At 34.9% G+C, this 26,401-nt stretch carries 23 protein-coding genes and 8 pseudogenes; 10 read left to right on the top strand and 21 right to left on the bottom strand.

What is annotated here, in order from left to right:
* Positions 1 to 163: 163 nt before the first annotated feature.
* Complete coding sequence (locus HRG09_RS24115; RefSeq protein WP_174103361.1) at positions 164 to 961, bottom strand: VOC family protein; 798 nt, start codon at positions 959 to 961, stop codon at positions 164 to 166.
* Between the two features lie 264 nt (positions 962 to 1,225).
* Positions 1,226 to 1,636 (bottom strand): NUDIX domain-containing protein, encoded by a 411-nt coding sequence (locus tag HRG09_RS24110; RefSeq protein ID WP_174103359.1) that lies wholly within the window; start codon positions 1,634 to 1,636, stop codon positions 1,226 to 1,228.
* Between the two features lie 164 nt (positions 1,637 to 1,800).
* Here HRG09_RS24110 and HRG09_RS24105 point away from each other — a divergent pair.
* Positions 1,801 to 2,121: pseudogene (locus tag HRG09_RS24105) on the top strand (DUF6262 family protein); the annotation flags it as partial.
* 96 nt (positions 2,122 to 2,217) lie between these two features.
* On the opposite strand, the gene HRG09_RS24100 reads toward HRG09_RS24105, so the two are convergent.
* From HRG09_RS24100 to HRG09_RS24075, 6 genes and pseudogenes are all read right to left on the bottom strand, one after another.
* On the bottom strand, positions 2,218 to 2,877 hold the full coding sequence (locus tag HRG09_RS24100) for a protein kinase family protein (protein ID WP_174103357.1): 660 nt from the start codon (positions 2,875 to 2,877) through the stop codon (positions 2,218 to 2,220).
* 99 nt (positions 2,878 to 2,976) lie between these two features.
* The gene (locus tag HRG09_RS24095; RefSeq protein ID WP_174103355.1) at positions 2,977 to 3,597 is read right to left on the bottom strand and encodes a recombinase family protein; all 621 of its coding nucleotides are present in this window, start codon (positions 3,595 to 3,597) and stop codon (positions 2,977 to 2,979) included.
* Positions 3,598 to 4,082: 485 nt separating this feature from the next.
* A pseudogene (locus HRG09_RS24090) lies at positions 4,083 to 4,475 on the bottom strand (IS4 family transposase); the annotation flags it as partial.
* 146 nt (positions 4,476 to 4,621) lie between these two features.
* Positions 4,622 to 5,791, bottom strand: a pseudogene (gene ltrA / locus HRG09_RS28640) (group II intron reverse transcriptase/maturase); the annotation flags it as partial.
* Positions 5,746 to 6,759 (bottom strand): annotated as a pseudogene (locus HRG09_RS24080) (IS4 family transposase); the annotation flags it as partial. The pseudogenes ltrA and HRG09_RS24080, both read right to left, overlap by 46 nt.
* Before the next feature lie 125 nt (positions 6,760 to 6,884).
* A complete protein-coding gene (locus HRG09_RS24075) occupies positions 6,885 to 7,358 on the bottom strand; it encodes a MarR family winged helix-turn-helix transcriptional regulator (protein ID WP_174103353.1) in 474 nt (157 codons plus the stop codon).
* 152 nt (positions 7,359 to 7,510) lie between these two features.
* On the opposite strand from HRG09_RS24075, the gene HRG09_RS24070 reads away from it, so the two are divergent.
* The 3 genes from HRG09_RS24070 to HRG09_RS24060 all read left to right on the top strand — a co-directional run bounded on the left by HRG09_RS24070 (position 7,511) and on the right by HRG09_RS24060 (position 9,524).
* Entirely contained in the window at positions 7,511 to 8,095 is a 585-nt protein-coding gene (locus HRG09_RS24070) for a DUF3238 domain-containing protein (protein ID WP_098643762.1), read from the top strand.
* Positions 8,096 to 8,246: 151 nt separating this feature from the next.
* Complete coding sequence (locus tag HRG09_RS24065) at positions 8,247 to 8,837, top strand: DUF3238 domain-containing protein (protein WP_174103351.1); 591 nt, start codon at positions 8,247 to 8,249, stop codon at positions 8,835 to 8,837.
* A gap of 60 nt (positions 8,838 to 8,897) precedes the next feature.
* Positions 8,898 to 9,524 (top strand): FMN-dependent NADH-azoreductase, encoded by a 627-nt coding sequence (locus HRG09_RS24060; RefSeq protein WP_174103349.1) that lies wholly within the window; start codon positions 8,898 to 8,900, stop codon positions 9,522 to 9,524.
* A gap of 520 nt (positions 9,525 to 10,044) precedes the next feature.
* On the opposite strand, the gene HRG09_RS24055 is transcribed toward HRG09_RS24060, so the two are convergent.
* The 8 genes and pseudogenes from HRG09_RS24055 to HRG09_RS24020 all read right to left on the bottom strand — a co-directional run bounded on the left by HRG09_RS24055 (position 10,045) and on the right by HRG09_RS24020 (position 17,339).
* Entirely contained in the window at positions 10,045 to 10,710 is a 666-nt protein-coding gene (locus HRG09_RS24055) for an HAD family hydrolase (RefSeq protein WP_174103347.1), read from the bottom strand.
* 82 nt (positions 10,711 to 10,792) lie between these two features.
* Positions 10,793 to 11,074 carry a MazG nucleotide pyrophosphohydrolase domain-containing protein gene (locus HRG09_RS24050; RefSeq protein ID WP_174103345.1) on the bottom strand — a complete coding sequence of 94 codons (282 nt, stop codon included), beginning with the start codon at positions 11,072 to 11,074 and terminating at the stop codon, positions 10,793 to 10,795.
* Position 11,075: 1 nt separating this feature from the next.
* Positions 11,076 to 12,092, bottom strand: a pseudogene (locus HRG09_RS24045) (C45 family autoproteolytic acyltransferase/hydrolase).
* A gap of 63 nt (positions 12,093 to 12,155) precedes the next feature.
* Positions 12,156 to 13,001, bottom strand: coding sequence for a MerR family transcriptional regulator (locus HRG09_RS24040; RefSeq protein WP_174103343.1), 846 nt, complete (start codon positions 12,999 to 13,001; stop codon positions 12,156 to 12,158).
* Positions 13,002 to 13,121: 120 nt separating this feature from the next.
* Positions 13,122 to 14,471: an MFS transporter gene (locus HRG09_RS24035; RefSeq protein WP_174103365.1), complete on the bottom strand. Its 1,350-nt coding sequence runs from the start codon at positions 14,469 to 14,471 to the stop codon at positions 13,122 to 13,124.
* Between the two features lie 40 nt (positions 14,472 to 14,511).
* Positions 14,512 to 15,201, bottom strand: coding sequence for a LutC/YkgG family protein (locus HRG09_RS24030; RefSeq protein WP_174103341.1), 690 nt, complete (start codon positions 15,199 to 15,201; stop codon positions 14,512 to 14,514).
* Between the two features lies 1 nt (position 15,202).
* Positions 15,203 to 16,615, bottom strand: a complete 1,413-nt coding sequence (locus HRG09_RS24025) for a LutB/LldF family L-lactate oxidation iron-sulfur protein (RefSeq protein ID WP_174103339.1) — start codon at positions 16,613 to 16,615, stop codon at positions 15,203 to 15,205.
* Positions 16,612 to 17,339, bottom strand: a pseudogene (locus HRG09_RS24020) ((Fe-S)-binding protein). Before HRG09_RS24020 ends, HRG09_RS24025 begins: the two are co-directional and overlap by 4 nt.
* Before the next feature lie 192 nt (positions 17,340 to 17,531).
* On the opposite strand from HRG09_RS24020, the gene HRG09_RS24015 reads away from it, so the two are divergent.
* The 3 genes and pseudogenes from HRG09_RS24015 to HRG09_RS24005 form a co-directional block, all read left to right on the top strand.
* Positions 17,532 to 18,404 carry a LysR family transcriptional regulator gene (locus HRG09_RS24015; protein ID WP_174103337.1) on the top strand — a complete coding sequence of 291 codons (873 nt, stop codon included), beginning with the start codon at positions 17,532 to 17,534 and terminating at the stop codon, positions 18,402 to 18,404.
* Positions 18,405 to 18,426: 22 nt separating this feature from the next.
* Positions 18,427 to 18,717, top strand: a complete 291-nt coding sequence (locus HRG09_RS24010; RefSeq protein ID WP_174103335.1) for a DUF3784 domain-containing protein — start codon at positions 18,427 to 18,429, stop codon at positions 18,715 to 18,717.
* Positions 18,718 to 18,981: 264 nt separating this feature from the next.
* Positions 18,982 to 19,152, top strand: a pseudogene (locus tag HRG09_RS24005) (hotdog family protein); the annotation flags it as partial.
* 50 nt (positions 19,153 to 19,202) lie between these two features.
* On the opposite strand, the gene HRG09_RS24000 reads toward HRG09_RS24005, so the two are convergent.
* The 3 genes from HRG09_RS24000 to HRG09_RS23990 form a co-directional block, all read right to left on the bottom strand.
* Complete coding sequence (locus tag HRG09_RS24000) at positions 19,203 to 19,406, bottom strand: hypothetical protein (protein ID WP_309232340.1); 204 nt, start codon at positions 19,404 to 19,406, stop codon at positions 19,203 to 19,205.
* 173 nt (positions 19,407 to 19,579) lie between these two features.
* Positions 19,580 to 19,939, bottom strand: coding sequence for a nuclear transport factor 2 family protein (locus HRG09_RS23995; protein ID WP_174103331.1), 360 nt, complete (start codon positions 19,937 to 19,939; stop codon positions 19,580 to 19,582).
* Between the two features lie 159 nt (positions 19,940 to 20,098).
* Positions 20,099 to 20,566: an NUDIX hydrolase gene (locus tag HRG09_RS23990; protein ID WP_174103329.1), complete on the bottom strand. Its 468-nt coding sequence runs from the start codon at positions 20,564 to 20,566 to the stop codon at positions 20,099 to 20,101.
* A gap of 211 nt (positions 20,567 to 20,777) precedes the next feature.
* Between HRG09_RS23990 and HRG09_RS23985 the strand changes: the two genes are divergently transcribed.
* Positions 20,778 to 21,230, top strand: coding sequence for a YaiI/YqxD family protein (locus tag HRG09_RS23985; RefSeq protein ID WP_174103327.1), 453 nt, complete (start codon positions 20,778 to 20,780; stop codon positions 21,228 to 21,230).
* 371 nt (positions 21,231 to 21,601) lie between these two features.
* Here HRG09_RS23985 and HRG09_RS23980 read toward each other — a convergent pair whose 3' ends face one another.
* Entirely contained in the window at positions 21,602 to 22,627 is a 1,026-nt protein-coding gene (locus tag HRG09_RS23980) for a serine hydrolase domain-containing protein (protein ID WP_174103325.1), read from the bottom strand.
* 1,355 nt (positions 22,628 to 23,982) lie between these two features.
* Positions 23,983 to 24,456: an NPP1 family protein gene (locus tag HRG09_RS29445; protein ID WP_309232339.1), complete on the bottom strand. Its 474-nt coding sequence runs from the start codon at positions 24,454 to 24,456 to the stop codon at positions 23,983 to 23,985.
* Between the two features lie 500 nt (positions 24,457 to 24,956).
* Here HRG09_RS29445 and HRG09_RS23970 point away from each other — a divergent pair, with 500 nt between their 5' ends.
* Complete coding sequence (locus tag HRG09_RS23970; protein ID WP_174103323.1) at positions 24,957 to 25,994, top strand: beta-propeller fold lactonase family protein; 1,038 nt, start codon at positions 24,957 to 24,959, stop codon at positions 25,992 to 25,994.
* Positions 25,995 to 26,227: 233 nt separating this feature from the next.
* Positions 26,228 to 26,401 (top strand): annotated as a pseudogene (locus tag HRG09_RS23965) (transposase); the annotation flags it as partial.

Genomic DNA, 26,401 nt, shown 5'->3' with positions numbered 1-26,401 from the left:
TCACGTTACATGCCCATCAAGCTTATATAAATTTTCATCCCCAAAACGATATTTCTACCTATTAGGTTTGTTGATGCTTATTTGTAACCAAAAGACCACCCATGGATTAGTGGGTGGTCATATATTTCCTAAACTATTTTATATTATTTGGCTTTCTATTTTTTTAAATTGAAAGTGGTAATTTTAATTTTTTTGGAATATCAGCTTTAAAATTTTCTGTAAGGCGTACCGAAAACGAATATCCTTCTCGTATAAATGAAATTTCATTAGTATTAGAATGAAATTTCACATTACTTTGAAGAAGGTTATCCTGAATCTCTTTTAAAAAAGAGGGACTTGTTGTTCCAAAAGAGATATGCATTTTAGGTGGTAATGCTCTCATACCAATAGGAATCCACGGTCTTCCTTTACTAACAACCACAGCATGAGCAGTCCCTCCTATAACTAGATTAAATATATCCTGATCTTCTAACGTCCTCATCTGTAATGTTTGTTTTAGCCAATCACGAAACACTGGCACAGATTCAACAGGAAAACCTATTTCTCTTAGATATATAACTTGTAACTTTCCTACTGGATTTAGAATTCCCTCTTTAATGTAATCGTGTGATATGATCTCAAGTATATTTCCATCACCATCTTTAAAATATAATGACCGACTTTGTTTAGTATTATGAATGATAAAATCTCCGTTTTTATTTTTCAAAATTTGTATACCTGATTGAAGTAACCAAGTAACAATATTTTGGAAAATAGACATTGGAACTTGAAAAGCAAAATGAGCTGGCGTGATTGGTTCTAACACCTCTCGAAAACTAATTGTTGTATAAGGAGTTATTTTAAATTGAACAAATGATTCAGTCTCATTTTTTATTGGGAAACATAGTATATCTTGATAGACCTGCTTTACTCCCTCTAAAGAAAGTGTCTGTAATTCTAAATCTGAAATATGTGTAATCATTGTAATGTACCCCCATGTCCAATATATCTGTTTACTATTATATCGAAATTAAAATATAATAAATCAAACTGAGGTAGCGAATTTAAATGAAATTTCTACTACTTTTGTAGGGGGTATCTTCATTAAATTTAGATGAATGTCCTATTAAAAAAATGTTTTAGACTATAGAAAAAAGGATTAGACTATTAAAAAATAGTTATAGACTGAAGAGGTGTTTTCTATAGATGATAACACCTCTTTTTTAGTAACGTCCGTTATCAGAGGTCACGGATAGACTTTTTCAGTTACTAAATGAGGATTTTTATAATCCTTTGCTTGCAAAAATTCGATTATTCCTTCGGGATAGGTAGGAGTTTTCTCTAAATCATTTAGTTTTTTCCAAATGAGTACAATATTTTTGTACTCTTTATGAAATATAGTTCGATTTAAGCTGTCTTCAAGGGTACAAAAATGATAGATACTACATTGGTGGTGTTTTTTACCATCAATTTCAAATATGTATTCATTTATCATTGCAAAATCATTTACTTTAACCTTCAAATCATACTCTTCTAATAACTCTCGAATGATAGCTTTATGTGCGGTTTCTCCAAATTCAATTGATCCACCCGGAAAACGATAGAAAGATTCATCTGTATCACATTGAACAAGTACCTGTTTATAATCTTCACTCATAATAATTGCTTCTGCACGTAATAAAGGAACTTATACTGGATCTTTAAAAAAAGAAAAGTCTTACGTGAAATTAAACTTATATAAGCTTAGCTTGATGGGCATGGGGTCCCACCCACATTTAACGAAAACATACGCTAAGCAAATTTCGACCGTGAAGAGCAACTGAGGAAGCTATAAAACGTCTAACCAAGAGCTCTAAAGCAATTAACTTCAATAGTGTGGCAGAAGAAGCCGGAGTGAGTAAAGCCACACTGTATAACCATACAGATCTCAAAGAACGCATCAATTTCTTGCGAAATCAACAAGAAAAAGCATTTGTGGACTCTGGGATTAAACGGGACGAGAACAATCAAAATGCCGTCATCGCTTCTCTTAAAAGAAGAATTGAAAAGTTAGAGGAAAAGAATAAAGAGCTTGAAGAAGAAAATAAGCAATTGCGTGAAAAAGAAAATGAAAAGCTTACTGATTACTCCATGAAGTTATAAAATTAGGACCGTACAGATTAGACATATCTAAAATGTACGGTCCTTTTGTTTACTAGTGGTTCACTTATCTAACCTAAAGATAAGTATGTGGTCCTTTTACAATTTGAATTTCTTCTTAAGCTTCTTATATTTTCTATATGAACGTCTAACAATGTTTAACATGAAATACGGTATTTTAACAGGGAAAGGCAATTTATAAATGAAAGGCAAGTAAAATGTAAAATATGCCTTTTCTAGGTCTCTCCACTTACTATCTTCTTTTGTTTTTAAGAAATCAGATACATCGACTACATATCCCCTTCCGTTTTCCATCATCACATTTTTCCCGTGAACATCACAAGGAGTTAATCCTTGTTCCCTTGCATACTCTAAAGCTTCATTGATATCAAGGATTACCTGCTTAGGAATTTTAATCCCCTTATGAATAGCATCGTATAAGGTAATTTCTTTTAAACGTTTCAATACTATGAAATTTTCTCCTTTATATATAAGCTTCGAATAAGAAGGATGATTTCCGATTCTTCGGTATACTTCTGATTCTTTGTCAATTCCTTCTCCTTCTCGCGCGTAAACTTTCACTACCCAATCTTTGTATTCTTTGTGCATAAATACTGCGGCATAATTACCTGTCCCTAAACACTTCCAAAGTCTAGGAATATCTTTAACTACTACAGGCTCGAATTCATCCTCACTTCTTATGCTTACCTCTTTTAATAATTCGTCCTTTATCAATCCCACAAAACTATTTATACTCATCATTTCCACTCCGGTTTTGCTAAAAGGGGGCCCACCCACATTTTAACGAATGTTGGTGCTACCTCAATTACTATCTTAACAAATTAAAATTTTTTCTCTCTATTCTTTCATTCTTTCCTCATACTGTTTAGCAAGCTTATAAAAAGAAGAACGTTTGATGCCATACTTTTTCATGGCTCCTACTGCTGTAATTGAACCAGATTTCCATTCCTTGTAAGCATCCGTAAATTCTTCTGTTATTTCGACAGGCGGACGTCCTAAACGTCTACCTTGTTTTCTGGCAAGAGCAATTCCTTCAGCTTGACGTTGTTTAATATCAATGCGCTCTTTTTCTGCAAAGGCAGATAATATTGTCAGTGTTGCTTTTTGAATTGCGCTCTGAATAACATCATTTGTACTTTCTCCAGTGTAATTGACGTTAACGTATGGTTCCTTTATAAATTGTAAATTTACTTTATGTTTTTCGTAATATCTAAATTCTTCTAATGTATCATTCATATTTCTTCCAAGTCTTGTCAAGGAATCAAACACAATGGTATCTCCTGTACGAACAAGACGTTTTAGCATTTGATAATTCTCTCGCTCCATATTTTTTCCAGATTCTTTATCTATGAAAATATCCCGTTCTTCTATCCCTAAATTCTTCATATTCTGAATTTGCCGTTCTTCGTTTTGATCTTTACTCGAAACTCGCACATATCCAAATTTTTTATGTTTCATATGCTACACCTCATTGATAATTATAACAATTATGTCTGTAAAGATATATAAAATAAACGGATGTCTGTAAAATGAGAAACAGATATTTATAGACGTGGTTTTTTATAGTTTCCTATGTATCTGTAAAGGTATACTTTTATAGACAATTCAAGGAATCCACTTAACACCAAATACATGAAAGTTAAAAGTGTATCTAAAGGTGTACCTTTTAGAGCGCATAAAAAGAAGAGTCCAGAATGAACTCTTCCTTTGTAAATTTAAATGGGGAAGATATTGATATGTCAGAGCATTCCTTAAATTATTCTGTAAATAAATATCAGATAGGCACCTCATTCCCTGAATCGTTTCCGTACCCCATGCCCATCAAGCTAAGGTTGGGTTTCCTATGAACTTCTGTTCATGTTGCCTACATGCTTAATATTTTATTTATTTGTTTTTAAAAATACGCATGCCAAATAAACCTTGATAAGGTGTATTTTTAAAGGTTATGCAGTTTTCTGCTTTAGATTGGATACAGTACACTGATAAACAACGCCTAAACTATCAAAGACTGTCTTTTTCTCATATCTATGGGATTTCCGTCCGTTTTTCTGTAAAAGGTCAAACAGACGAAGGAAAATTTTTGATACTTCTTGGGTGTCTTGTTGGATAGCCTTATATACTGAGTATAGATGATCTTGAATCATATAAATTGCTTTATATTCACTTAATTCTTTTTGTTTTTTCTGTAGTAACAGCTGTCGTATTTTGAACATAGTGGAAGAACAAAGAAAAATAGCAATTAACTGTCCATAAAGATGACATTCTAGACGCTCTTGTTTAATAGATTTACAACGATGAATTTGAAACCAAGATTTCCATATTTTAAATAACAGCTGTCGGGTAAAAGACTGGCGCGGTATCAGTTGCGGCCCGTCTCCAGCCTCTCCCCATAAGAACTGCTCGTGAGGTTTTCCCTCAAGCAGCTCACCCCATAAACTTCATCAAAAGGGTTATGAGACCTATCGAATGGCAGACACTTTCCTCGGTAATTCTCTGCACTTTTCAGGGGAAGGACTTTCCAGTCCCAGTAGAGCCCCAGTACACCATAGAGATATTGGTTACTCCATCTCTGCCATCCGATGCTATGCTTTCGTCGTCGTTTCCTTCTCGTTAATAGCGTGCGAATTTTCATCTCCGTATAATCACGTACTTCACTGAAAGCTCGGCTAGAATTCCCAACCCGGAAGTAGTTTACCCATCCAGTCAATACGGCATTGATTTGTTTTATTAAGTCTTGTGCTGGCTTCGCTCCTGCGTTTTGAATGAGTTTACGGATTCGCGCCTTCACTGTCGTGCGAGCTTTCTTCTTCGGGGTCATGAAAACGAAAGATCCATTCTTATTTCGGTTCGGTATTCGTCTCAGATCAAATCCTAGAAAGCCGAAGGATTCTCCTTTTAGGAGATTGACCATCCGAGTTTTCTCCAGGTTCAGTTCAACTCCCAAAGGCTTTAACTATTCCCGTAGTCGTCGTAATGCCAATTTAGCCCATCCTCGTTTACTGGAGTGTCCACTTACAGCGATAACCATATCATCGGCAAAACGATGATAGTTTACAGCTTCGTAATTGCCCTCTGCTGTCTTGCGTCGAATGGCATCAAATGTCCAATCCACTTCATTGAGGTAAATGTTCGCGGCTAGTGGAGAAAATGGTCCCCCTTGCGGCACACCGATCTTTCCTGTTGCCTTAATTACCTGTTTTACAAGACGCATAACCTGTGGGTCTTGGACACGTTTCGCAATTTTCTCCAATAGTATGTTGTGTCGGATTGTATCAAAGTAGCGAGATAAATCAACATCAATTATTATGGTCATACGGCGCAATATACTACGTCGTACTTCTGCCAATGCCTGATGAGGAGAGCGTTTCGGTCGAAATCCATACGAGTTTGGGCAGAAATCGGCTTCAAAGATTGCTTCCAATATGAGCTTTAGCGCTCCTTGTACCACACGATCTCGTATACACGGAATTTGCAGAGTTCGCATTTTGCCGTTCGCCTTTGGGATTTCTACTTTCCGATTAGCTTGTGGCCGATATGTTCCAGCTTGCAATTCCCCTTGAATGCCTGTTAAGAATGGGATAACTCCTTCTAGTTCTATATCAGCAAAACTTTTCCCATCGGGACAACATCTGTAGAAGTGTTTGTCATATATACATTGATACCACTGAGTCGTTTACTACGAGGAGAATATTTCATTCCTTTCTTTTTTTCTCTTACAGTTTGATCTTGTAATCGCTTTTCTTGTTGTTCTTTTGTTAGTCGATGAACAACCACACGAGTTGGTACTTTATCAGTCATTCCTACATAAGCGTCGGATATTTCATATGTTTGTCCTGGTTGAAGAGAATTCATTAAAACCTCCATATCTATCTGTATATACTCTGTACCTTTCTTTATTCTTCCATCCTGAAAATAATCAGGTGTGGGATTCTTTTGATAAATACGTGTATTGGATTTAATTCGAGAGATATAGTAAGCCTTTTTATCTTGTATATATTGAAGATCTTTTAAATGAAAATACCCTAAATCACGAATACATAAATCATTCGGTGTTACAGTTGGGACACACAGAGAACCATAGGTTCGATCATGTTGTTTACCTGGACCTGTATGGATATGTAGGAATTGTCCGCTTAATAGGTCATATTCAAGTTGAATTTTCATCCCAGCAGTATGACTACATCCTCCCGCTCCATGATAAATGGGTGAAAATATATCTGGAAGCTGAAATGCAGTTGAATCTAAAATACGAATACGCTTGAAAACAGAGGTGTATGGAGAAAATATTCGCATAGATGAAGTTAATTTTTTATTTAGAAGGTTAGTTAATATATGTTGTAAAAACTGAACGGCTGATTTATTAAAACGTTGATTCAGTCCTTCCGGACTGATGAGTACTTCTGTGGATACTTCTAAACAGCTAGATAACTGAGCTAAAGAGGTTGTAGCGATATTTTGGCTCATCCATATGCATAAAGCGACTAAATCTTTAGCTTGGTATTTACTGGTTCGTTGTACGAAACCGACATCTCTAGCAAGGTCTCGTAAAATATTTGGAGATAAAAAGCGTTGAATCTCTTGAGCAAATAGCTGTAATTCATCAGATACAGAAATAGACATACAAAAACGCCATCCTTTCTATATATATTTCTACAACAAGAATAGCGTATTTTTTCATTATTATGGGGGATTTTATGCTTTTAAGTTAATGGGCGTACTGTTAGTCCACCTTTTAAAATCAATATTTACCAAATAGGTCTTAACCTAGGTGATAAATTACATTCATTTGCTTCATAAACTAATTTTGTTAAATCCTCTTTGAGCATTTGCATTCGTTCGGTACCTATGTTTGTGATCCAACGTTGTTCAATTTCAGTTAGTATCTTCTCTTTCGCTTTTACAACTAACCAACCTCGTTCGGTCAAAACAATAATTTTCCCTCTCTTATCAGTAGGATGAGTTTTTCGCACTACATACCCACTTTTCTCAAGATAATCCACCATTTTACTCACAGCTTGCTTCGTAATTCCTAAATATTCGGCTAGTTCTATACCTGTTGCTCCATTAGGAGTAATACATTTAAACATAAAACCATGTACAGGTCTGATATCTTCAAATCCCAATTCATTTAATTTGTCATGTAATTCATTAATGGATGCACTAAAAGATAATGATAAAAGTGATGTAAGATCTAATTCACTAAAAACTTGATGATTCATATATAAAATCTCCTTAAATAAAGTCAATGAGGTTGACTATGTATTAATCTTATTGTACTATACAGATGATAGTCAATCAAATTGACTATATTCAAATTTTGAAAGAAGTAGAATCCACTGAAATAAGAATAAATAAATTATGGAGGTTTCTCATGGCTAATATCGTTAAAATTAGAGGAAGTGTATTTGCTCCGTATGCTTGGTTAGAACCTATTAAGGATTCTGCAACAGGAAGGATCTTAGAATATACTGGTGATGCACGTGAATTTACACCATACGCGGTAAACACAATGCGGTCGAGATTAGAGCAAGAAGTGATTATTGATTTTTATAAAAAAGAAATTTTCACATTTGCAGATGCTTGTATTACAACTGTAAAAATTACAAATCCAGATGGTTCTATTGAGCATAAAAAAGGAAAAACAAGTACAGAAAACATTGTATGTACGAATGTTGTGTGGAGCGCTAATGAAGTTTCTTTTGAAATGAAGGCAAGTGCCAGCAACCCTTTAGATGCAGCAGCACCTGCAGCTGACTATTTATTAACTATACGTGTTAGCAAAAGTGGAGCTTTGCATATTGAAGGTAAACATGATGGATTCCCTTGCTATGAATTTTATAAGCAAACAGATTTTGGGCGATTTGAATTAATCTATACACATGATTACAGAAAAACTGGTGACACTCCAAAAGCGCTAGCTGGAGAGATGGAATACAGTTTTAAAAAGAAAATTTAAATAAAATATGAATCAAAAAAGTATCACACTTAACAAACGCTAGCGAGTATTAAAGGTAAAACAATTGATTGTTTTAAAAAAATGTGACCTGTTTTGTTCAATGATTCAATGTTTTGTATTACTTAAAAATAAAATTACAGAGGTGTTTATCATGGCTGATATCGTTAAAATTAGAGCAAGTGTATTTATCCCAATGTCTTGGGTTTCAATAGGTTGGACTGGACCTAATCAAACGGGAGACTTAATCGAATTCGAAGGTGACTCACGTGAATTTACCCCTTATGCTGTAAACGCTATGCGTTCTAGAGTTGAACAAGAAGTAGTTGTAGATTTTCACAAAAAAGAAATTTTCACATATGGGAATACGGGTATAACAACGGAAAGAGTTACAAATCCAGATGGTTCCGTTAATAAAAGAACAGGAAAAGCTAGTACAGAACGTATTGTATGCACAGATATTGAATGGAGTTCTAATGACGTCAAGTTTCAAATGAGTGCAAGTGCTAGCAACCCATTAAATATAAATGCACCTGCTGTTGACTATCTTTTAACTGTGCATGTCAAAAAAGATGGTACTGTTGATATTGAAGGTAAACATGATGGATTCCCTTGCTATGAATTTTATAAACAAACAGATTTTGGTCCGTTTGAACTAATTCATACACATGATTTCAGAGAAACTGGCGATACAGCTGAAGCGCTAGGTGGAGACATGGAGTGCAGTTTTAAAAAAACATTGTAAAGACAATATAATCCCTTTAAAAATATAACAACGTAATAGTGAGTAACAGGAGGAAAAAGTATGACAACAGTATTATTTGTAAAAGCAAACAATCGTCCAGCGGATCAGGCGGTTAGTGTGAAATTATATGAGGCTTTTTTAGCAAGTTACAAAGAATCACATCCAAATGATACAGTGGTAGAGCTTGATTTATACAAGGAAGAATTACCATATGTAGGAGTAGATATGATTAACGGCACATTTAAAGCAAGTAGAGGATTTGATTTAACAGCAGAAGAAGCAAAAGCAGTAGCTGTTGCTGATAAATATTTAGATCAATTCCTTGCAGCTGATAAAGTAGTCTTTGGTTTCCCGTTATGGAATTTAACAATCCCAGCTGTACTACACACATATATTGATTACTTAAACCGCGCAGGCAAAACATTTAAATATACGCCAGAAGGTCCAGTAGGTCTTATTGGAAATAAAAAAATTGCATTATTAAACGCAAGCGGCGGTGTATATTCTAAAGGACCAAAAGCTGAAATGGAAATGGCCGTTAAATATGTAGCAAGTATGATGAGCTTCTTCGGTGTAAATGATATGGAGAAAGTAGTGATTGAAGGTCACAACCAATTCCCAGATAAAGCAGAAAAAATTATTGCCACAGGTCTTGAAAAGGCTGTTAAAGTAGCAAGTACGTTCTAACTAATATAAAATTCGTTACTATATAGCAGTACCAACACTTTTATAGTGGTGGTACTGCTTTTATAATCGCTTATCTCACTACTTTTTTACGCTTTATCCATATAGGGGAATTGCCCATACCTATCAACTTAAGAATTTTAAAATACCTCAAGCTGAAAATTTCGTGTATTTTTGACAGAAGACAGCTTATTTTTTCGTTTTGGGGGTATTTGTATTTCTTAGCTTGATAGTGATGTGGTGCTACCCCGTAAAAGAATAATTCAGTAGAATATATGTAGAGCGTATTTTGATCAAACTTTTTTTCAAAGCAACATTTACTACTACAAGCAAATACATTGTAGTAGTAAATGAGGTCATTTGTAGTACAACAAAAGGATAGAACAAGCAGAATTCCTCTGTTTGTATCTATCCTCTTCTTTTTGTCTATATAATGTTGCACATTATATAATTATTCTTAGTATACCTATCCTAAGCACCTATCTCTTGATTCTAAATAAAAATTACCAAGTTCTTTTAACCTTTATTCTCCAAAAATAAATTGCTTAAACTTCTCTACACTCTCAAAATAATAATCTGATCCCTCTTCCATTTGCTTCTTAATTTCCGGAATATGATGGGACCAGCCAGCTGCAGCAAATGTAGCGTTACAGCTTCTTGCCATTTCCAGTGCAGGTTTTAAGTCATCTAATATGATGACGTCATCTTCACGTAGATCAAACATAGACAAAATCTTTTTCACTGGATATGGATGTGGTTTTCTTTGATTTTCTTCTAGTTCCCATCCAAACACTGCATCTGGAACAAACCCACAGTGCTTTTCATAATCCCTCTTAATGCGACTACTTTCAGAGTGGGAAACAACTGTTACAATTCCACCCCGTCTCTTAAACTCCTGTACCAATTCAGGAAATCCTTCATAAAAGTCTGGAATTTTCGATTCTGTGTATTTTTTCCAAACCCTTTGTTGGTGCTCTTGTTCTTCTGGTGTGAAACCAATGATATCTTTACATAAACTCATGAAGCCTGGATGAAAACAGTATGTAACAAATTCTTCTAATGATAGCGGCGTGTCATCAGGTCTTAAATCTTTTAAAGCTTCTACAAATGATGGATAATGTATATCCGGTGTGCTTTTCACTGCTGTATCGTCATGGTCTAGTATTAAACATTTATATTTCAAATTCATTTTCTTCCTCCATTACAATCCTGCCCACTTGAATTCCTTACGCTATTATCTCATGTTAGCGTTATACTATCCAACTATATCTTTACCACTCTCTATCCCGATTGATTTCCATCTTTTCCTGAAATGCTCTCTCTAAATCAATTTCTAATTTATTCGCTAAGTCACATACATTCCAAATGACATCGAACATTTCTAAGCCTATTTCTCTTTTTGCATCCTTACCTTCACTTTGCTTTATAATTACCTCTGTTAATTCTCCTAGTTCCGCCATTAAATACATTGTACGCTTCTCGATTGTCGTATCAGCAAATCCTTTTTCTTTACTAAAGTTTGCTACATATTGCTGAAATCCAGAAAGCTTCATTTTATACTCTCCTTCTCTTTTTATGAATTTCTTCTATCAATCTTCTATCTTCTTTATATTTACAGCGACTCGGCTTCCCTTCTGTACGATGTATTCTCAAATCATTTAATTCATATACAACAGAATATAACGTACCAAAATTATATTTTTTTAAGTTTAAACAAACATGCTCTTTACTATTCGATAAGATATCCTATGCACTTTCTCGATTTAACTGTGAATTTTTTCTTAACTGTTCTTCTATATAAACAAATCTATTTTGAGATTTACTCCAATCATGATCAACATTTTGTTGTAAACCTACCATTTCTTTACTTACAAAATGATTCGTGCAGATGATAAAACTTTCATTTTCTCTTGGTCTCCGTACAAACATGTTATGTGGCGCTTTTTCTACTACCACCATTTCCCCTGACCCGTCTGCTAATAAGTAATTATTACAAATTGACGACGGGAATTCTCTTAAAATATGTATCGCCTCTTCTACCGTACTTGCATTTTCTAATATTTTTCGAACTACCACATAACAATTTAATCCCACTTCTTTATATTCACTTTGTACAAGTGTAATCGCCACTGCCAATCCTTGTTCATTCATCCCATCTACTTTCCCTAAAAACACATCAGAATGTCCAACGCACGAATATTTATCGTTAGGACAAACGAGAGAACTCTCTGTATATTTTTTCATATCTAGAATCAAATCATAGTTTCTTCCCATAATCACTTCTGAACCGTTATAAAATGCAAATATACTACATTGTGCCATTGGCTCAAATACACCTATACTCAATATAAACGAACTTACCTCTTCATACGTTACATGACACCCTTCAGCAAATCCTTTCATTTCGTCTATGAATTCTGGATAGAAATCTTTTAATAGTATATGACTTTTCTTTCCGAAAGCTAATTTTTCTTCTGACACTTTTGGAAACCGAAATCCATTTTTATATAAAATACTCCCGTAATGTTTTCCCATCTCATAATGTGTTCCGCGTAACCTTGGATGATACATATATAATCCTCTTCTTTTCTCTTACTAAGGCTAGGATATATCCTCCTGTAACAGGAGGGTCAATCACGAATCTACAGGAAAACATACTTTCGTTATAAATTGTAACGGAGTATGCTTGAAATCAGGTCGAATGTTTTTATAGTCTATTTTTTCTGCAAGCATCCCCTGTTCATACACTTCAAAAGGTGAATCCCTTACTACATATCCCTTTTCCCCAATGAAATCCATTATTTTTTCATATGCGGTTCCTAATTCCGAATAGGGGCCTTTTACAATCGCACAAATATGTTTTCCGCCTTCTAAACACCGAACATTTGAAAGCGCACGATCGTACTCTTTTATAGGTACACAAACTTCTAAATCTATTGGTACATTCCCTTTATTAAATTGATGAAAAACTGTCATCATTTTCCCGTCTACTTCTAGACCATATGCATATAACCTTTCAAACAATTTTTTTACAACAAAATCGATTTCTCGTGTACATATCTTTTCTCGAATACCATAAACCCATTGCCTTTCTCGTATTTCTTCAAAGCATTCTGTTATATTTGAAACCGTTACAAACGGCTCATTATTATTCAACTCACTAATAGATTGATTAATTTGTCCTAAAGCTTGTTGTATTTTTTTCATTTTCTTTTCTAATTGTAGAGATTTCTCTCGTAATCGATTCTCTAACTCTCTATTATCACAACTTTGTAAAATCCTCTTTATTTCTTGTAATGAAAAACCGAAACTCTTTAGCCTTTTTATATATTGTAAAGTTTTTATTTGCTCATAATCATAATATCGATACCCTGTTACTGCATCAGTATACAAAGGTGTTACAAGGTTAATTGTATCATAATGATGTAACGTTTTAACGGATACACCACATATTGTTGCAAACTGCCCAACTGTATACATACATGACCCCAACCCTTTTTCAATTTTTTCCATCCAACTCATATTTTACTATAAAAACCATTCATTTTAGACAAATGAAAAAACGAGTTTACATACAACTCGTTTTCCATGAAAATGATTTTAAATGTTCGTACGCGGCTCCTCTAGTCTCTCCTTACTCCTCCAGTTAAACAAACTTTCAGTCCTAGTTTGCTGCCCTGGTTTCACAAACACCATTGCTCCCATTGCAATAGCGGCCAATACGGCAGCTACGATAAACATAGAAGGATAGCCGTAGCTTACAACTAAATACCCAGTTAAAGTCGGAGCTAAGATTGTCGCGATATTTGCAATAAAATGCATAATTCCACTATATGTTCCCGCTTGGACAGGAGCTGTGTCGACAATGATTGCCCAAAATAATGAACTTGGTAAAAAAGCAAATGCATTTCCAAGTGACATAAGCGCTAGTACAGCCACATAATGATCCATCGCTGGAATGAAACTAAAGCAAACAGCTGTAAGGAATAAAGCAATAATCGGCAATCCTGTTCGAGCTAAACGAAGGTTTCCTGTTTTCTGTAAAATACGATCAGATAACTTCGCTCCTAGTGGTAAAGTAATACAAGCGCCAAGCCAAGGAATCATGCCAAGATACCAGAGAGAAGATAATTGAAAATGGAATACATCTTGCAGATACTTTGGCGTCCAAGTTAATATTAAGAAATTAATATACTGGAAACAAAAATATGCTAATGTAACCATAACGAATGTTGGCACTTTAAAAAATGAATACCACGGCTCTTTTTTCGTCCCTTTCTCAACAGTTACTGATGGAAGCACTCCTTCAGCACTTCGTATTTCAGCTAGTTCTTCTTTCGTTACTCGCGGGTGATCTTCAGGCATATTCGTAAAAGTAAAGTACCAAATAATCGCCCATAAAATTCCAATTGCACCAAGGATGAAAAACATCATTTTCCAACTTGTAAAAGAGAGTAACATAACTGCCACAGGTGCAGTTAATACTGCGCCTAACGGAACACCAACAAAACCAAGTGATGTTAGAAAAGCTCTTTCTTTTGGAGCTGCCCAGTTTGCTGCTGTCTTATTCGAAACCGCGAAAGATGGCCCTTCTGTGAATCCAAATAATATGCGGAACAGAGCAAATCCCGCTAAAGCAGAGCCTCCAAAAACAGCCATCCCTATTTCTCCAGCAAAAGCTGTCGCAATTTCAAAAATAGACCATGTCGTTGCTGCTACAATCCATACAAACTTTGGTCCTTTTTCATCTGAAAAAATACCTCCTAATAAAGAACCAATCATGTAACCGTAACCAAAATAGCCTAATATCGCTCCCCATTCCTTCGGGTCAAAGCCATATTCTTTTATAATAAAAGACTGTGCATAGGCGATAGCTCCGCGATCAATATAATTTACCATTGTAATTAACGTAAGCATCGCAAAAACATAATAGCGGAATTTGTTCTTCATCAAACTCCCCACTCCCCCTCGTATACTTTTGTTTTTCTCTCTAATCTTTTAATAGAATGATATGAACCTTTCCAGGGCCATGAACTCCAAAAGCTAACTCCATTTCAATATCACCCGTCCGGCTTGGACCAGTGATAAAGTTAATACAAGCAGGTAGTCCATTTGGAACGTGTTCATGTACTGCTACTCCCCCTTCTGTTAAACGTCTATAAATTGTTTTTTGCGAAAGGATTGCCACATAAACTGGTGGCAAAACACTAACTAAACGTCCACGCCCACCACCATTCCATAAAACAACCGTTCCCGTTTCTGCTAGTCCCATTTCAGCATAAGTAATTCCCATATCAGCCCGAGCTACATAGTCTCGTAGTTCCCTTTCATCGTTTTTACTTTGCCAAATTCGATGAGAGATGAAATTTTTCGTTAAATATTCTTCTATTTCAAGCTGGTGTAATCTCTCATCATCCCAGTACACCGCCGATTGAACATCAAATTTTTCCGCAACGTACTGAAGGGTATTCTCTATTTCTGAGCGATATATGTGACTTACTTCTGTATGTAATGCATGTAAATTTGCAATAAACTGTTCTACTAACGTTTCGCGATCTATCTCTTTAGGAAAGTTTCTAAGCGGATTGTTATTCCACTTAGGCGGAGTTACCCCAGAGCGGCGGTTTCGCCCTAGTCTACGTGCAATATTGTTTAAAAAAGATTCTTGTACGTCTGTCATGTTATGACTCCCTCTTTTCTTTTCTCCACCAATCTCGGAATGATTGTTTCGCAGGTTTTGGAAAATCCCTACTCTCTGTCCACCCCTTTAATGGACCTGGTCCCTTCGCAATATAACCGTCTTTTGCAAAAATGGATAAGCCAGCATGTGCCATTTTAACACCTTTCTCATAAACAAAAGGATGACTCGCCATAAACGCGAAACCTTTAAAAGCTAGTTGCTCAAATTTCGTTATAAACCCTTGTTCCACCTCATCTTTACGATGCTCAATGAGAAGGTCGTGTAACGGAATTTTCACTGGGCAAACATCTGTACATGCTCCGCACAAACTAGATGCAAAAGGTAATTCTTTTAATTCTTCATATCCTTCTAATAAAGGCGCTAGCACCGCACCAATTGGCCCGCTATACACACTTCCATACGCATGCCCTCCAATATTGCGGTATACAGGGCAAACATTTACACACGCACCGCAGCGAATACACTTAAGCACTTCTTGGTAAGCGGTTCCTAAAATATCCGAACGACCATTATCTAAAATAATTAAATGAAATTCTTCAGGTCCATCCACATCTTCATGTAAACGAGGCCCATTAATTCCAGTCACATACGATGTTATCTTTTGTCCAGTCGCACTTCTTGTTAACATAGAAACGACAACATCAAGATCTTTCCATGTCGGGACAAGACGTTCCATTCCCATAATAGCAATATGAACTTTTGGCAATGTAGTCGTAAGGCGAGCATTTCCTTCATTACTTACAAGAACGACAGATCCAGATTCTGCAACAGCAAAATTACAACCCGAGATACCAATATCCGCTTCTAAAAATTCTTTACGTAATTGCTCCCTAGCAAATTGTAGTAGCTGATCTGTATCAACAGGTATCTTTCTACCAGCCTCCCTAGAAAAAAGCTCCGCTACTTGTTCTTTTGTCTTATGAATGGCCGGGGCAATTAAATGTGATGGAGCTTCTCCGGCTAATTGAATGATATATTCTCCAAGATCGGACTCTACCACTTTTAATCCCATCTCTTCTAAGTTTTGATTAAGATGTATTTCTTCCGAAACCATAGACTTCGATTTAATAACCGATTTTGCTCCTCTTTTTCTTGCAATTTCAGAAACATACGATACGGCATCTTCGGCTTTCAAAGCAAAATGAACATGCCCCCCATTTTTCCGAACATTTGTGGCTAACTGTTCTAAATAACTATCTAAATTTTCAATTGTATGCATCCGAATTTCCGATGCTGCTTCACGCCATTCGTCAACATTTCCTAATTCAGATGTAGCTTGTTCCCTTCCTATCCGCAGCCTATCTTGTGTAAACGGAACCGCACTTCTCATTTGTGAATCGTGCAATGCTTTATCTACTCTTCCTAAAAATTCTAGTCCCTGCACTACACTCATTTCCCCAGCCCCTTCGCCAATACTTCTGCTATATGTAACACTTGAATCTCTTTATTTTTCCTACTAAGTCGCCCGCCAATATTCATAAGACACCCATATCAGCTCCAATTAAGAGATCAGCTTCCGCCTCCTCAATATGTTTTATTTTTTCATCAACCATTGTTTCAGAAATCGAACTCATTTTCACCGCAAAAGTCCCACCAAATCCGCAGCAATCTTGACAATATCGTAATTCTTTTACATCTAGCCCTTTTACATGTGAAAGTAGCTCTAGCGGTTCGTCTTTTATCCCAAGTCCGCGGCTCATATGACAAGATTGGTGGAAAACTGCTGTCCTATCTAGCTTAGAATTCAAATCACTTTTCCCAAGTACGTTCATTAAAAAATCCGTTAACTCATACGTCTTATTCGCTAAATGCACTGCTTGTTCATACCATTCACAATCATCCTTAAACAGCTCTTTATAATAATGATGAACCATGCTAGCACAAGATCCAGAAGGAGTGACAATATATTCACTATGCTCAAATGCTTGTATCATTTGCTTCGCTGCTAGCTTTGCTTCTTTTTGGTATCCACTATTGTATGCAGGTTGACCACAGCAAGTCTGTCCTTCAGGAAAATCCACTTCTACTCCGCACTGTTCCATAATCTCCACAACACTCTTACCTACTTGAGGAAAAAACACATCTGATAAACACGTAATGAATAACGAAACTTTCATAAAAAATTTCCTCCTCGAAACTGTGTCATATACTTTTCAGTTGTGAATCTACTAAAAGCACTTTTATATTTTTAATTTTTAGAATTTTCTATATTTAAAATCTTTCATTTATGATATCATGTGACGTATTATATAAAAACTATTTATAAGGTTGTTTTTGTATACAAAAAAGGTATAGAAAGAGGGTTAAAAATGGATATAAGACAACTTCGATATTTTATTGCAATTGCTGAAGAAAGGCAGCTTACTCGTGCTGCTCATCGACTGCATATGGCGCAGCCTCCTTTAAGCAGACAACTATCGTTGCTAGAACAAGAATTATCAGTAAGCCTATTTGAAAGAAGCGGCCGAAATATGCATTTAACTGAAGAAGGTAAAATCTTATATATAAAAGCAAAAAGTATTATCGGACAATTAGAGGAAACAATTACAGAGATTAAAGATACCGGTGAAGGGTTAAGAGGAAATCTGTCTATTGGAGCATTTCATTCTTGCATTCCTTTTCTATCTGAAAAAATCCGTTATTTTCAAAAAAACTATCCGAATGTGAACTTAAAAATATGGGAAGGAGGCCCTTTATACTTAACAGAGCATCTAACAAATCGGAATATCGAGTTCGCTGTCTTGCGTACTCCTTTTAATAAAGAGATTTTTTCAAGCATTTGTTTATCAAAAGAGCCGTTCGTATTAGTCGCGCCCGCTAAATGGGAACTACATAACTCACAACTTCCAATCTCCATAAACGAACTTCATCATATCCCCCTTTTACTATTACATAAAGATAAAGAAGATAGCTATCACCAACTCGTCATTGATGAATGTAATCGCCGTGGTATAAAATTAAATATAGCGTGCGAATGTCCTGATTCTGCATTCGTACTTATGCTCATTATGGCAGGAATTGGAGCTTCAATTCTCCCCAAAAGTGCCATATCTTATATCCCACAAGAATTTATTAGAATTGTAGATTTAATAGATTTTCCGTTCCAATCTGAATCATCAATTATATGGTTAAAAGATCGGAAGCTCTCTAACAGTGCTAGACGATTTATAGAATGCACGTAAGAATGATTTCGGAGGTGAAACTATGGCTCTCTTTGCTTCTCCATCATTATGTATTATCGCTATAATCTCTTTCGCATTATCTTACTTTATAGGCGTGAAGCAATATACTTGGCTCTTATCTGGTTTTAATGAAAGACGTGTCAAAGATAAGAAAAAACTAGCAAACATAGTTGGGCTTTACAATCTAGGTGCAGGTGCTGCTGCAACAATCGGTAGCGTCTTCACTACACCAAGTACACAAATAATTTTCCCTATTATTATCATTGGACATGTTGTATTAGCGGCTTACGTGAATACGAGAATGGTGCACTAAAATACCTAAAAAGAAATGGTGAGCACTGCGTTTAATAACTTATTGAAACATATGAACAACCTATCTCAAAGAAAAAAAGAACAAGCTTTTCAATGAGAGAAACACTCTATTGAACATGCATCCTCTGTTAGCGGTCATCTAATCAATGAAATAAAAAAAACGTATGACGGTTTATGCAGTTGTTAAACATTGTCCAATATTGTTTTAACATTCAGATTATAATTAACCATAATGGTCTTTAAACTTTAGTGGGGGGAGATTTATATGACTTTAAAAGTAGGAGATATCATTACATTTGAACGAACCTTTGCAGTAAAGGATGTTGAATTATTTACAGAGGTTTCAGGTGATGAAGGGATTCACCATATAACCCCAGATGAACAGGGAAGGCTTGTAACTCAAGGATTACTAACGGCAACTCTACCAACAAAAATTTTTTCTCTTTCCATTCAGTACAATTTACATTATCACATCTATTTATAACGTTATAAATTATCAACAGATTCCTTCGCTTCAATCAATGAATACCCAAATGCTTCTCGTGCCTTCTTAATTGCCATAATTTTTTCTCCATCTTTCACAAGCTGTCGTAGTTCATGATTAATTTCAGGTTCTACCTCTCTAATTCCCATTTCCTTTGTTATTAAATCTAATCTAGTTTCTATACGCTTTAGTTGTTGCTTTAAAATAAAGTTTGATCAAATTGATACGAATAACCTTGATAAACGATCATAGAAAAGAGCGTGTTTTGAAAAAAAGATTGATCAAGATGGTTTCATATCCAGCTGATTTAAGTTTTGGTTTTATAAAAAAGTTTGATTATTTCTGTAATCCTTATTCCATTAAAGCGCCCGATTGTGGATTAAGAATTAGTTTTTGTTCCTTGATGAAAAACCATTTGCCAACTACCATTAATGGATTTCCATATTGAACTACGCAAAGTATGTTGTTTGTTTACCTCGTTAAATATTCGGTAAGTTGTTAACACTATTTCATCAGACAATGGATGTATTTCGAAATCACTCAATGTCATCTTAACAACACCTATTCCTTCCTCACTAATATCCTCATTTTTGTACAAGACTCTCCCAGAGCTTCCAATTTCAAAAAAATCGTTTGCGAGTATTTTTTTAAGTTCATTTCGAGAAGCTCGAATTTCCGGTTTTAACAATTTCTCTTCGAGTTCAAGTAATTGTTCCTTTAGCCTATTTACACTTTTCATTTTAATTCCCCTATTTTGCTTTTTTATTTTTATACTACCAAGTTTTACTTCACTTTGTTTATAAACATTAAATTAATTAATATTCCAATACAAAAAGGACCCTCTTACTTAAGGAGAGCGCCCGATTATGGAAGATCATTAAAGCTACTATTTTCTGGTTTATTTAAAAGAATCAGCAGTTGTTTTTATTTCCCTCTCTAGTATAAGCTCTAATAAATTCTCAGGAACAAGTCGTAACTTACCATTTTGAAAATCGCTTACAGGCTTCCAAAACAACTTAAATATCGTTCCATCGTCTTCTTCACCATTAAAGGAAATAGTCTTATATAATGAAGTGTCAACAAATGTTGCATCATACACCATAACTACTTCGTGCCCAATCTCACCGTTATATGTAAAAATGTTTTCAAGCGTTCCTAAATATTCTAGATTAGTTATTCTTGCCTTTATTTCTTCTTGAATTTCTCTTACTAATGCATCAGAGCTTAATTCCCCATATTCAATGCCTCCACCAATTGGGCGATAATAATATTCCTTGCTTACGGAGTCAAACCCTTCAGCAACAAGAATAGAATCTTTGTTACTAAATAAACAAATAACCAATGGTCTAATTACTCCTTTTTTCAATAAAAAACCTCCATTTCAATTGTCATAAAAACAATTATTAAACATAGTTCACTCTTCACTTCAACAAAAAAGAGCAGTTCTCCTTCTTAAAGAAAAGCGCCCTTTAATAGAATTAACTGTTTTTTTATGATTTTGGGTAAAGCATCTTCGTTTGACAAAAGCTAAATCTGCCATTATCATCAACTCGAACTTATTTATGGGAGTGATAAAGATGAAAATTTATGTTGATGCAGATGCTTGTCCGGTAAAAGATATTATTATCACTGAAGGTACGAATGCTAAAATTCCTATTATCCTTGTTACTAGCTTCTCTCATTTTTCTAATGCGGAACAACCATCAGGGGTGGAAAAGATTTATGTTGATTCTGGAGCAGATGCTGCGGATTATCGGATTATGAAGTTAGCAGAAAAAGGAGATATAATCGTTACACAAGATTATGGTCTTGCTTCGCTAGGTTTAGCAAAAGGGTGTACGGTTCTTCACCATAAGGGGTATAGCTATACAAATGAAAACATTAATCAATTATTACAAACACGTTATTTAAGTGCAATGGCTCGAAAAAGCGGAAAGCGTACAAAGGGGCCAAAACCATTTACATCAGAAGATAGGGAGAAATTTAGGGAGAAATTTAGGGAGCTTTTTAAAAGAGCGATTTCACTTTAAAAATGAATCGTCCATTATTAAGGAAAACCTAGAAAAATAATATTGTGACAAGTATTTCAGTTCTTTTTTTAAGCCTTACACTACACTCATATGAATAAACATTATAATTATTTGATGTATCGTATTAATGGTACAAATGATTTAATATAAAAGTAAAGACGCGTTTCTAAATAAATGCGCCCGATTGTTGAAGGTCGTTAAATTAAAATTTATAACTTAAACAAATTTTACTGTTCTCACAACACTTCCAAAAATAAAAAACGCCATCCTTTCTTACTTGTATCTACCAAAAGAATAGCGTTTTTTCGTTTTATGGACACAATTTTTTAGCTTGATAGCGATGTGGTGCTACCCCTTATAAAAAAGTTTGGTCATATCTCAAAAATTTCTTCAATCCCCTTCATTACTTCAAAGGATCCTGAACTTTTGTTTGAAGGTATCGCTATCTTGATTCCTGATTTAAGATAAAAAGCAGAATGGAAGCTCACGCCAGGGTCATATCCCATTACATGATACTTAATTATAGATTTTTCCCTTTTAGTGATCCAAAGTCCATATCCATAATCTATCCCATCTTTAACATGGATTTGCGAATTTAAAAGTATTTCTGTGTATTCTTTACTTAAAAGTTGATGATTTAACAATGCTTCCCAAAATTTGATCATATCTGATGGTGTAATAAAAGCCCCCCCATCAGCTCCCCCTTTTATTGGAATCGAGTAGGTATTTGTTCTCCATGTTTCATCTTTATTATCTATGTACCCATAGGCAGTGTTTTTAGGGAGTCGATCTAAAGGAAAATATCCTGAGTCATTCATTCCACATCGTTGGAAGAGATTTACTTCAATATAGTCGGTAAAAGAAAGTCCTGATTGTTGTTCCACGATTAAACCTAAAACAATAAATCCAGCATTATTGTAGTGAAATTTTTCTCCAGGTTGGAACATCATCTCCCCATTTTGAAATAAAGGAAGAAAATCTTTTGCGTCATTCAAGAGATACATAGGTATTTGTTTCCAAAGGTCTTCAAAGTCATCCATTACTTGTTCATCAAAATAGTCCGGTATTCCAGAACTGTGGGTCAAAAGGTGATGAATTGTTACGCCTTTGTTAAAATGCGGAAATTTTATGTTCAAACAATTTTCAAGACGAGTTTCAAATGATAGTAAACCCTTTTCAACGAGTTGGCAAATAGCAACAGCTGTAAACAACTTACAGCCAGATGCAATTCCAAAACGTGTATGAACAGTATTCAATTTTTTATCCGCCCTGTTCGCATAACCAAATGCTGATTCAAATAAGACTTTATTGTTATCCTTGATGTAAATAGCTCCAGAAAATTGTTCATCTATTATGTTATGAATTGCTTTAGTAAGGTTTAAAACTCGATTGCTCAAAATAATCTCCCTTGTTCATAGATAGTAATGTATTATTCCCCATTTTAGTACGAATTTCCTTTTACTCATTAATACCAGGAAAGAATAAAGTCCAGTTTTTCAGGACAAGATTTTGAGATGCCCCCATTGCCATCAAGCTAAGTTTTTGAAGTACCCCAAAAACAAAAATGTTATCTCACCACAGTTGTCTATGAGAATCCAGTGCATTTTTTTCGTTTTGGAGAACGATGAATTTCTTAACTTGAAGGCGATGGGGTGGGACCCCTATTTGCACCAGAACCATTTTTGACATTAAATTCAATATATTACCCCAACATTATGTACCTTTATAGTTTTTGATTTTAATTTGATGTAAAGTATTTATAAATACAACAAAAAATATTACCACTAAAAAAGCCTCTTTCCACAAAAAGTTATGTCCTAGTATAAGATTTTTGCATAAACTATACCAATTAATAATTAACAAGATACCAAAAATATATATACAATTTTTTAATGTGTTTAAGCTGTATTGATATTCCAACATGTTTCTTTTCATGTATTTCTGCTCCTATTCGATATAATTAAATAAAATTGTAACTGTTTAAAAGGAAGAGAATTTTTATGATTCTCTCCCTTTTTTGGTTCATTAGCTGCTTAGTTCATTGAGAAAGCTGTGCATTTATCTATTTTAGTATAACGGTATAAAACAGAATTCGAAGATGTAATATTGCATATTAAAATTTTGTATATTAATATATTCGTTTACTATAATTAATTTATAATATTTACTACACCTTAACATTCAAAGAAGAAGAGGAAATAATATGACAATCGCAATGGCAAGTTTAACATTCTTAGGTGGAGCAATTCCATTAGTTCAAGAACTTTTAAAAGCATTTATGTAAGTTTTAGTACTTAGTAATTATTTATATGAGCAAACTTTAAATAAAAAAAGAATCCCATAAATCATAAGGAATTCTTTTTTTTTGATAAGTAATAAATATAATCGAGTAAGATCACCTCTTTATCAAGAAGTGAGTGCCCTTAACTATTGAATCAAAAAGAAAAATGGGTTCTTTTAGCTTACTAAAGATTTCAGATTTTAAAGTATTTAGCATCAAAAAGTATGTATCCTATGAAAGTTAAGAGAAGAACAAGAGTAAAAAAGATTGTTTTTTGCTTTTTACTTCTATTTTTAAACCATCCCCATCTCTTGCTATCCTCTTCTAAGCAATAGTAGTCAATCACAAGAAATAACAGAATGATTAAGAAATAGAAAAAGATTTTCAGTATAATCATCTCCTTTCCATTCCATTTTATTGGAAATAACAAAATGTTACATTAAGAATATTCTATTCATATGAGCGTTATGTTTAAGGAAGCTGTGGATTATCCCATTCTTTGCGTTTCCAAGGTGCTTGGCGAGGGTCGCTACATTCGTTTGAATATAGGAGATAAGCTGGATTACCGTAATAAAACGTATCAGGAGCAGCTAAATATTTTGTTACATCCTCAATTGGATCATTGCTATAGAGAATCCATGGTTGATTCGTTTGATTCCCTTCATCAAGACGTCCATTATTTTTTGTAATAGCTCCATTATAGCGAATTTGAACTCCATCTTCTTTATCCCATTTCATCGCATGAGCTCCTCCATCAACACCTATTAAGGGATGTCCATCATCTTTTAGTACTTCTGACCATGACTTTATTTTATAACCGTTGTGACTCGATATAAGCAAATGTGTTGGAACGCCATTTTTCAAGTAAACAAAATACTTTTCCCAATCGTGTTCATGGTTATTAATCCAATCATTATCAGCATAATAAAGCCAATACTCATATATTTCATATTCTCCTTTTTTAGCAATATGAAAATAAACATATAGAGTTATGTGAATGAGAAATTTTACAGTTAATTATTTGAAGGAGGATTTTTTTTAGCCAATAGATACATGGAATACCGTTAAGTGGTGTTATGGTAACTATAATTATATAGGGTAAGTAAGTCTACAAGCATTCCCTTGCTATAAACATACCTTGTTTTTGGGCATTTTTATATTGAATTAAAGTGTAATTATTATTTATAAAACATGTAATTATTTTTAATCATCAAATTTATTTTTTTATAATATTCAAACCAATTTGTCTATCTGTACGTTTACATAGAACGAAGGGATAAAAATTCAGACACGATTACAAAAGGAGGGAATCAAAAGACGTATAGTAAGTATATTTGCAAAGATTCAAACACCCTGTTTATCTGCTGGGCTTGCGTGTACCTATGGAAGTTATTCGTGTGTCTTGAAGATTTATCATGTGAAAAAATTTTTAACGAGGTGAAGAAATGTTTAAAAAAATGAAATTTAAAGGTGTATTGGTTGTAGCTTTGATGTTTGTTATTATTCTTCCGACTGCCATTTTTGCCTCATTTACTGAAAATAAAAGCTCTATGGCAAAGGAGAGCTTCGATGGAAGCATCACTAACAACTCCCTCGCTATAAGTCCCGATGAGCAGATTGCGATTGTTTCAGATAGTCGCGAACAATCGATCCGTATTTATGACCTTGCTAAAGGTACTTTACGCAAGAAAATCGATGGCTTTGTTACACCGAGAAACATCGTGTTCGTTAACAATGGTTCAGAGTTTGTTGTCTCGGACAGTACGCTAGGCACTTTACGTTTCTACAACGCAAAAAGCCTAACCTTAAAGGATGAAGTCGTAGTCGGTCCAGGTGCATTCGGCACCACCATCAGCCCTGATGGAAAGACGCTGTACGTGAACAATCAGGCACATAGTTCTGTAACCGTCATAGACCTTGAGAAACGCATACCGACTGCAGTCATCACTGGTTTCTCCCAACCACGCCAAGGTATTACAGTCTCTCCGAATGGAAAATATGTGTTTGTAACAAACTTTAAAGGAGATAAGGTGTCCGTAGTTGATGCAGCCACTAATAACATCGTACGTGAGATTATTGGTTTCTCTATGATTCGTGGAATCTCCGTGACTGCCGATGGTCAAACATTGTATGCCGCAAACAGCGGTCGTGACAGCATTTCCGTGGTGGACATCTCTCTAGGACAAATCGTTAACGAGGTAAAAGTTGGACGTGAGCCATACGGTGCAGCCTTGTCGCCCGATGGTAAACTGCTTTTTGCAAGCAGCAAGGCGGACAATACTATAGATGTGATCAACGTCTCTGATAACCATGTGATTAAGACAATCAGTGGTTTCACAGAACCCCGGCAAGCCATTGTCTTTAGCCAGGACGGAGAACGCGCTTATGTCCTTAATCGTGATCTCTCCATTTCCCGTGTGAATGTAAAAGACTTATCCATCACCGATACGATTAGTGATAAGTCAAATAAATACAAGCTTTAGGTGTTAAAATCAGACGGAATCGGAAAATATTTAGCAGACGATCAAGGAATGACACTTTATTGGGGGGTCACTATACATTACTATCAACCTAAGGTGAATTTATACACATAATTCATAGAAAGCGTTATTCTTTTTGTAGAAATATACAGAAAGGATGGCGTTTTTGTATGAATCTATCGATTCAAGATGAGTTTCATTTGTTCGCTGAAGAACTACAGCGATATCTATATATCTACTCTCTACGTTGGCAAATAGAGATTTTATTTAAAACGTGGAAATCATTCTTTCATATTCATCATTGTAAAAAGATAAAACGAGAACGATTGGAATGCCATTTGTATGGGCAACTGATTGCCATTCTACTCTGTTCTTCTACCATGTTTCAAATGCGGCAATTACTTCTTATG

Origin of the sequence: Bacillus sp. Xin1, assembly GCF_013314535.1 — a bacterium.
Taxonomy (GTDB): Bacteria; Bacillota; Bacilli; order Bacillales; family Bacillaceae_G; genus Bacillus_A.
The sequence above is the reverse complement of the archived record's forward strand: the minus strand, read 5'-3'. Positions and strand labels throughout refer to the sequence as shown.

Excerpts from the sequence above, each read along its gene's own strand:
- HRG09_RS23985 (WP_174103327.1), top strand. The coding sequence starts at position 20,778 with ATGAAAATTTATGTTGATGCAGATGCTTGTCCGGTAAAAGATATTATT.
- HRG09_RS23970 (WP_174103323.1), top strand. The coding sequence starts at position 24,957 with ATGTTTAAAAAAATGAAATTTAAAGGTGTATTGGTTGTAGCTTTGATG.
- HRG09_RS24110 (WP_174103359.1), bottom strand. The coding sequence starts at position 1,636 with ATGAGTGAAGATTATAAACAGGTACTTGTTCAATGTGATACAGATGAA.
- HRG09_RS24070 (WP_098643762.1), top strand. The coding sequence starts at position 7,511 with ATGGCTAATATCGTTAAAATTAGAGGAAGTGTATTTGCTCCGTATGCT.
- HRG09_RS24015 (WP_174103337.1), top strand. The coding sequence starts at position 17,532 with ATGGATATAAGACAACTTCGATATTTTATTGCAATTGCTGAAGAAAGG.
- HRG09_RS23995 (WP_174103331.1), bottom strand. The coding sequence starts at position 19,939 with ATGAAAAGTGTAAATAGGCTAAAGGAACAATTACTTGAACTCGAAGAG.
- HRG09_RS24030 (WP_174103341.1), bottom strand. The coding sequence starts at position 15,201 with ATGACAGACGTACAAGAATCTTTTTTAAACAATATTGCACGTAGACTA.
- HRG09_RS24100 (WP_174103357.1), bottom strand. The coding sequence starts at position 2,877 with ATGAGTATAAATAGTTTTGTGGGATTGATAAAGGACGAATTATTAAAA.
- HRG09_RS24095 (WP_174103355.1), bottom strand. The coding sequence starts at position 3,597 with ATGAAACATAAAAAATTTGGATATGTGCGAGTTTCGAGTAAAGATCAA.
- HRG09_RS24060 (WP_174103349.1), top strand. The coding sequence starts at position 8,898 with ATGACAACAGTATTATTTGTAAAAGCAAACAATCGTCCAGCGGATCAG.
- HRG09_RS24040 (WP_174103343.1), bottom strand. The coding sequence starts at position 13,001 with ATGTATACAGTTGGGCAGTTTGCAACAATATGTGGTGTATCCGTTAAA.
- HRG09_RS24115 (WP_174103361.1), bottom strand. The coding sequence starts at position 961 with ATGATTACACATATTTCAGATTTAGAATTACAGACACTTTCTTTAGAG.
- HRG09_RS24055 (WP_174103347.1), bottom strand. The coding sequence starts at position 10,710 with ATGAATTTGAAATATAAATGTTTAATACTAGACCATGACGATACAGCA.
- HRG09_RS24010 (WP_174103335.1), top strand. The coding sequence starts at position 18,427 with ATGGCTCTCTTTGCTTCTCCATCATTATGTATTATCGCTATAATCTCT.
- HRG09_RS24050 (WP_174103345.1), bottom strand. The coding sequence starts at position 11,074 with ATGAAGCTTTCTGGATTTCAGCAATATGTAGCAAACTTTAGTAAAGAA.
- HRG09_RS24075 (WP_174103353.1), bottom strand. The coding sequence starts at position 7,358 with ATGAATCATCAAGTTTTTAGTGAATTAGATCTTACATCACTTTTATCA.
- HRG09_RS24035 (WP_174103365.1), bottom strand. The coding sequence starts at position 14,471 with ATGAAGAACAAATTCCGCTATTATGTTTTTGCGATGCTTACGTTAATT.
- HRG09_RS24065 (WP_174103351.1), top strand. The coding sequence starts at position 8,247 with ATGGCTGATATCGTTAAAATTAGAGCAAGTGTATTTATCCCAATGTCT.
- HRG09_RS24025 (WP_174103339.1), bottom strand. The coding sequence starts at position 16,615 with ATGAGTGTAGTGCAGGGACTAGAATTTTTAGGAAGAGTAGATAAAGCA.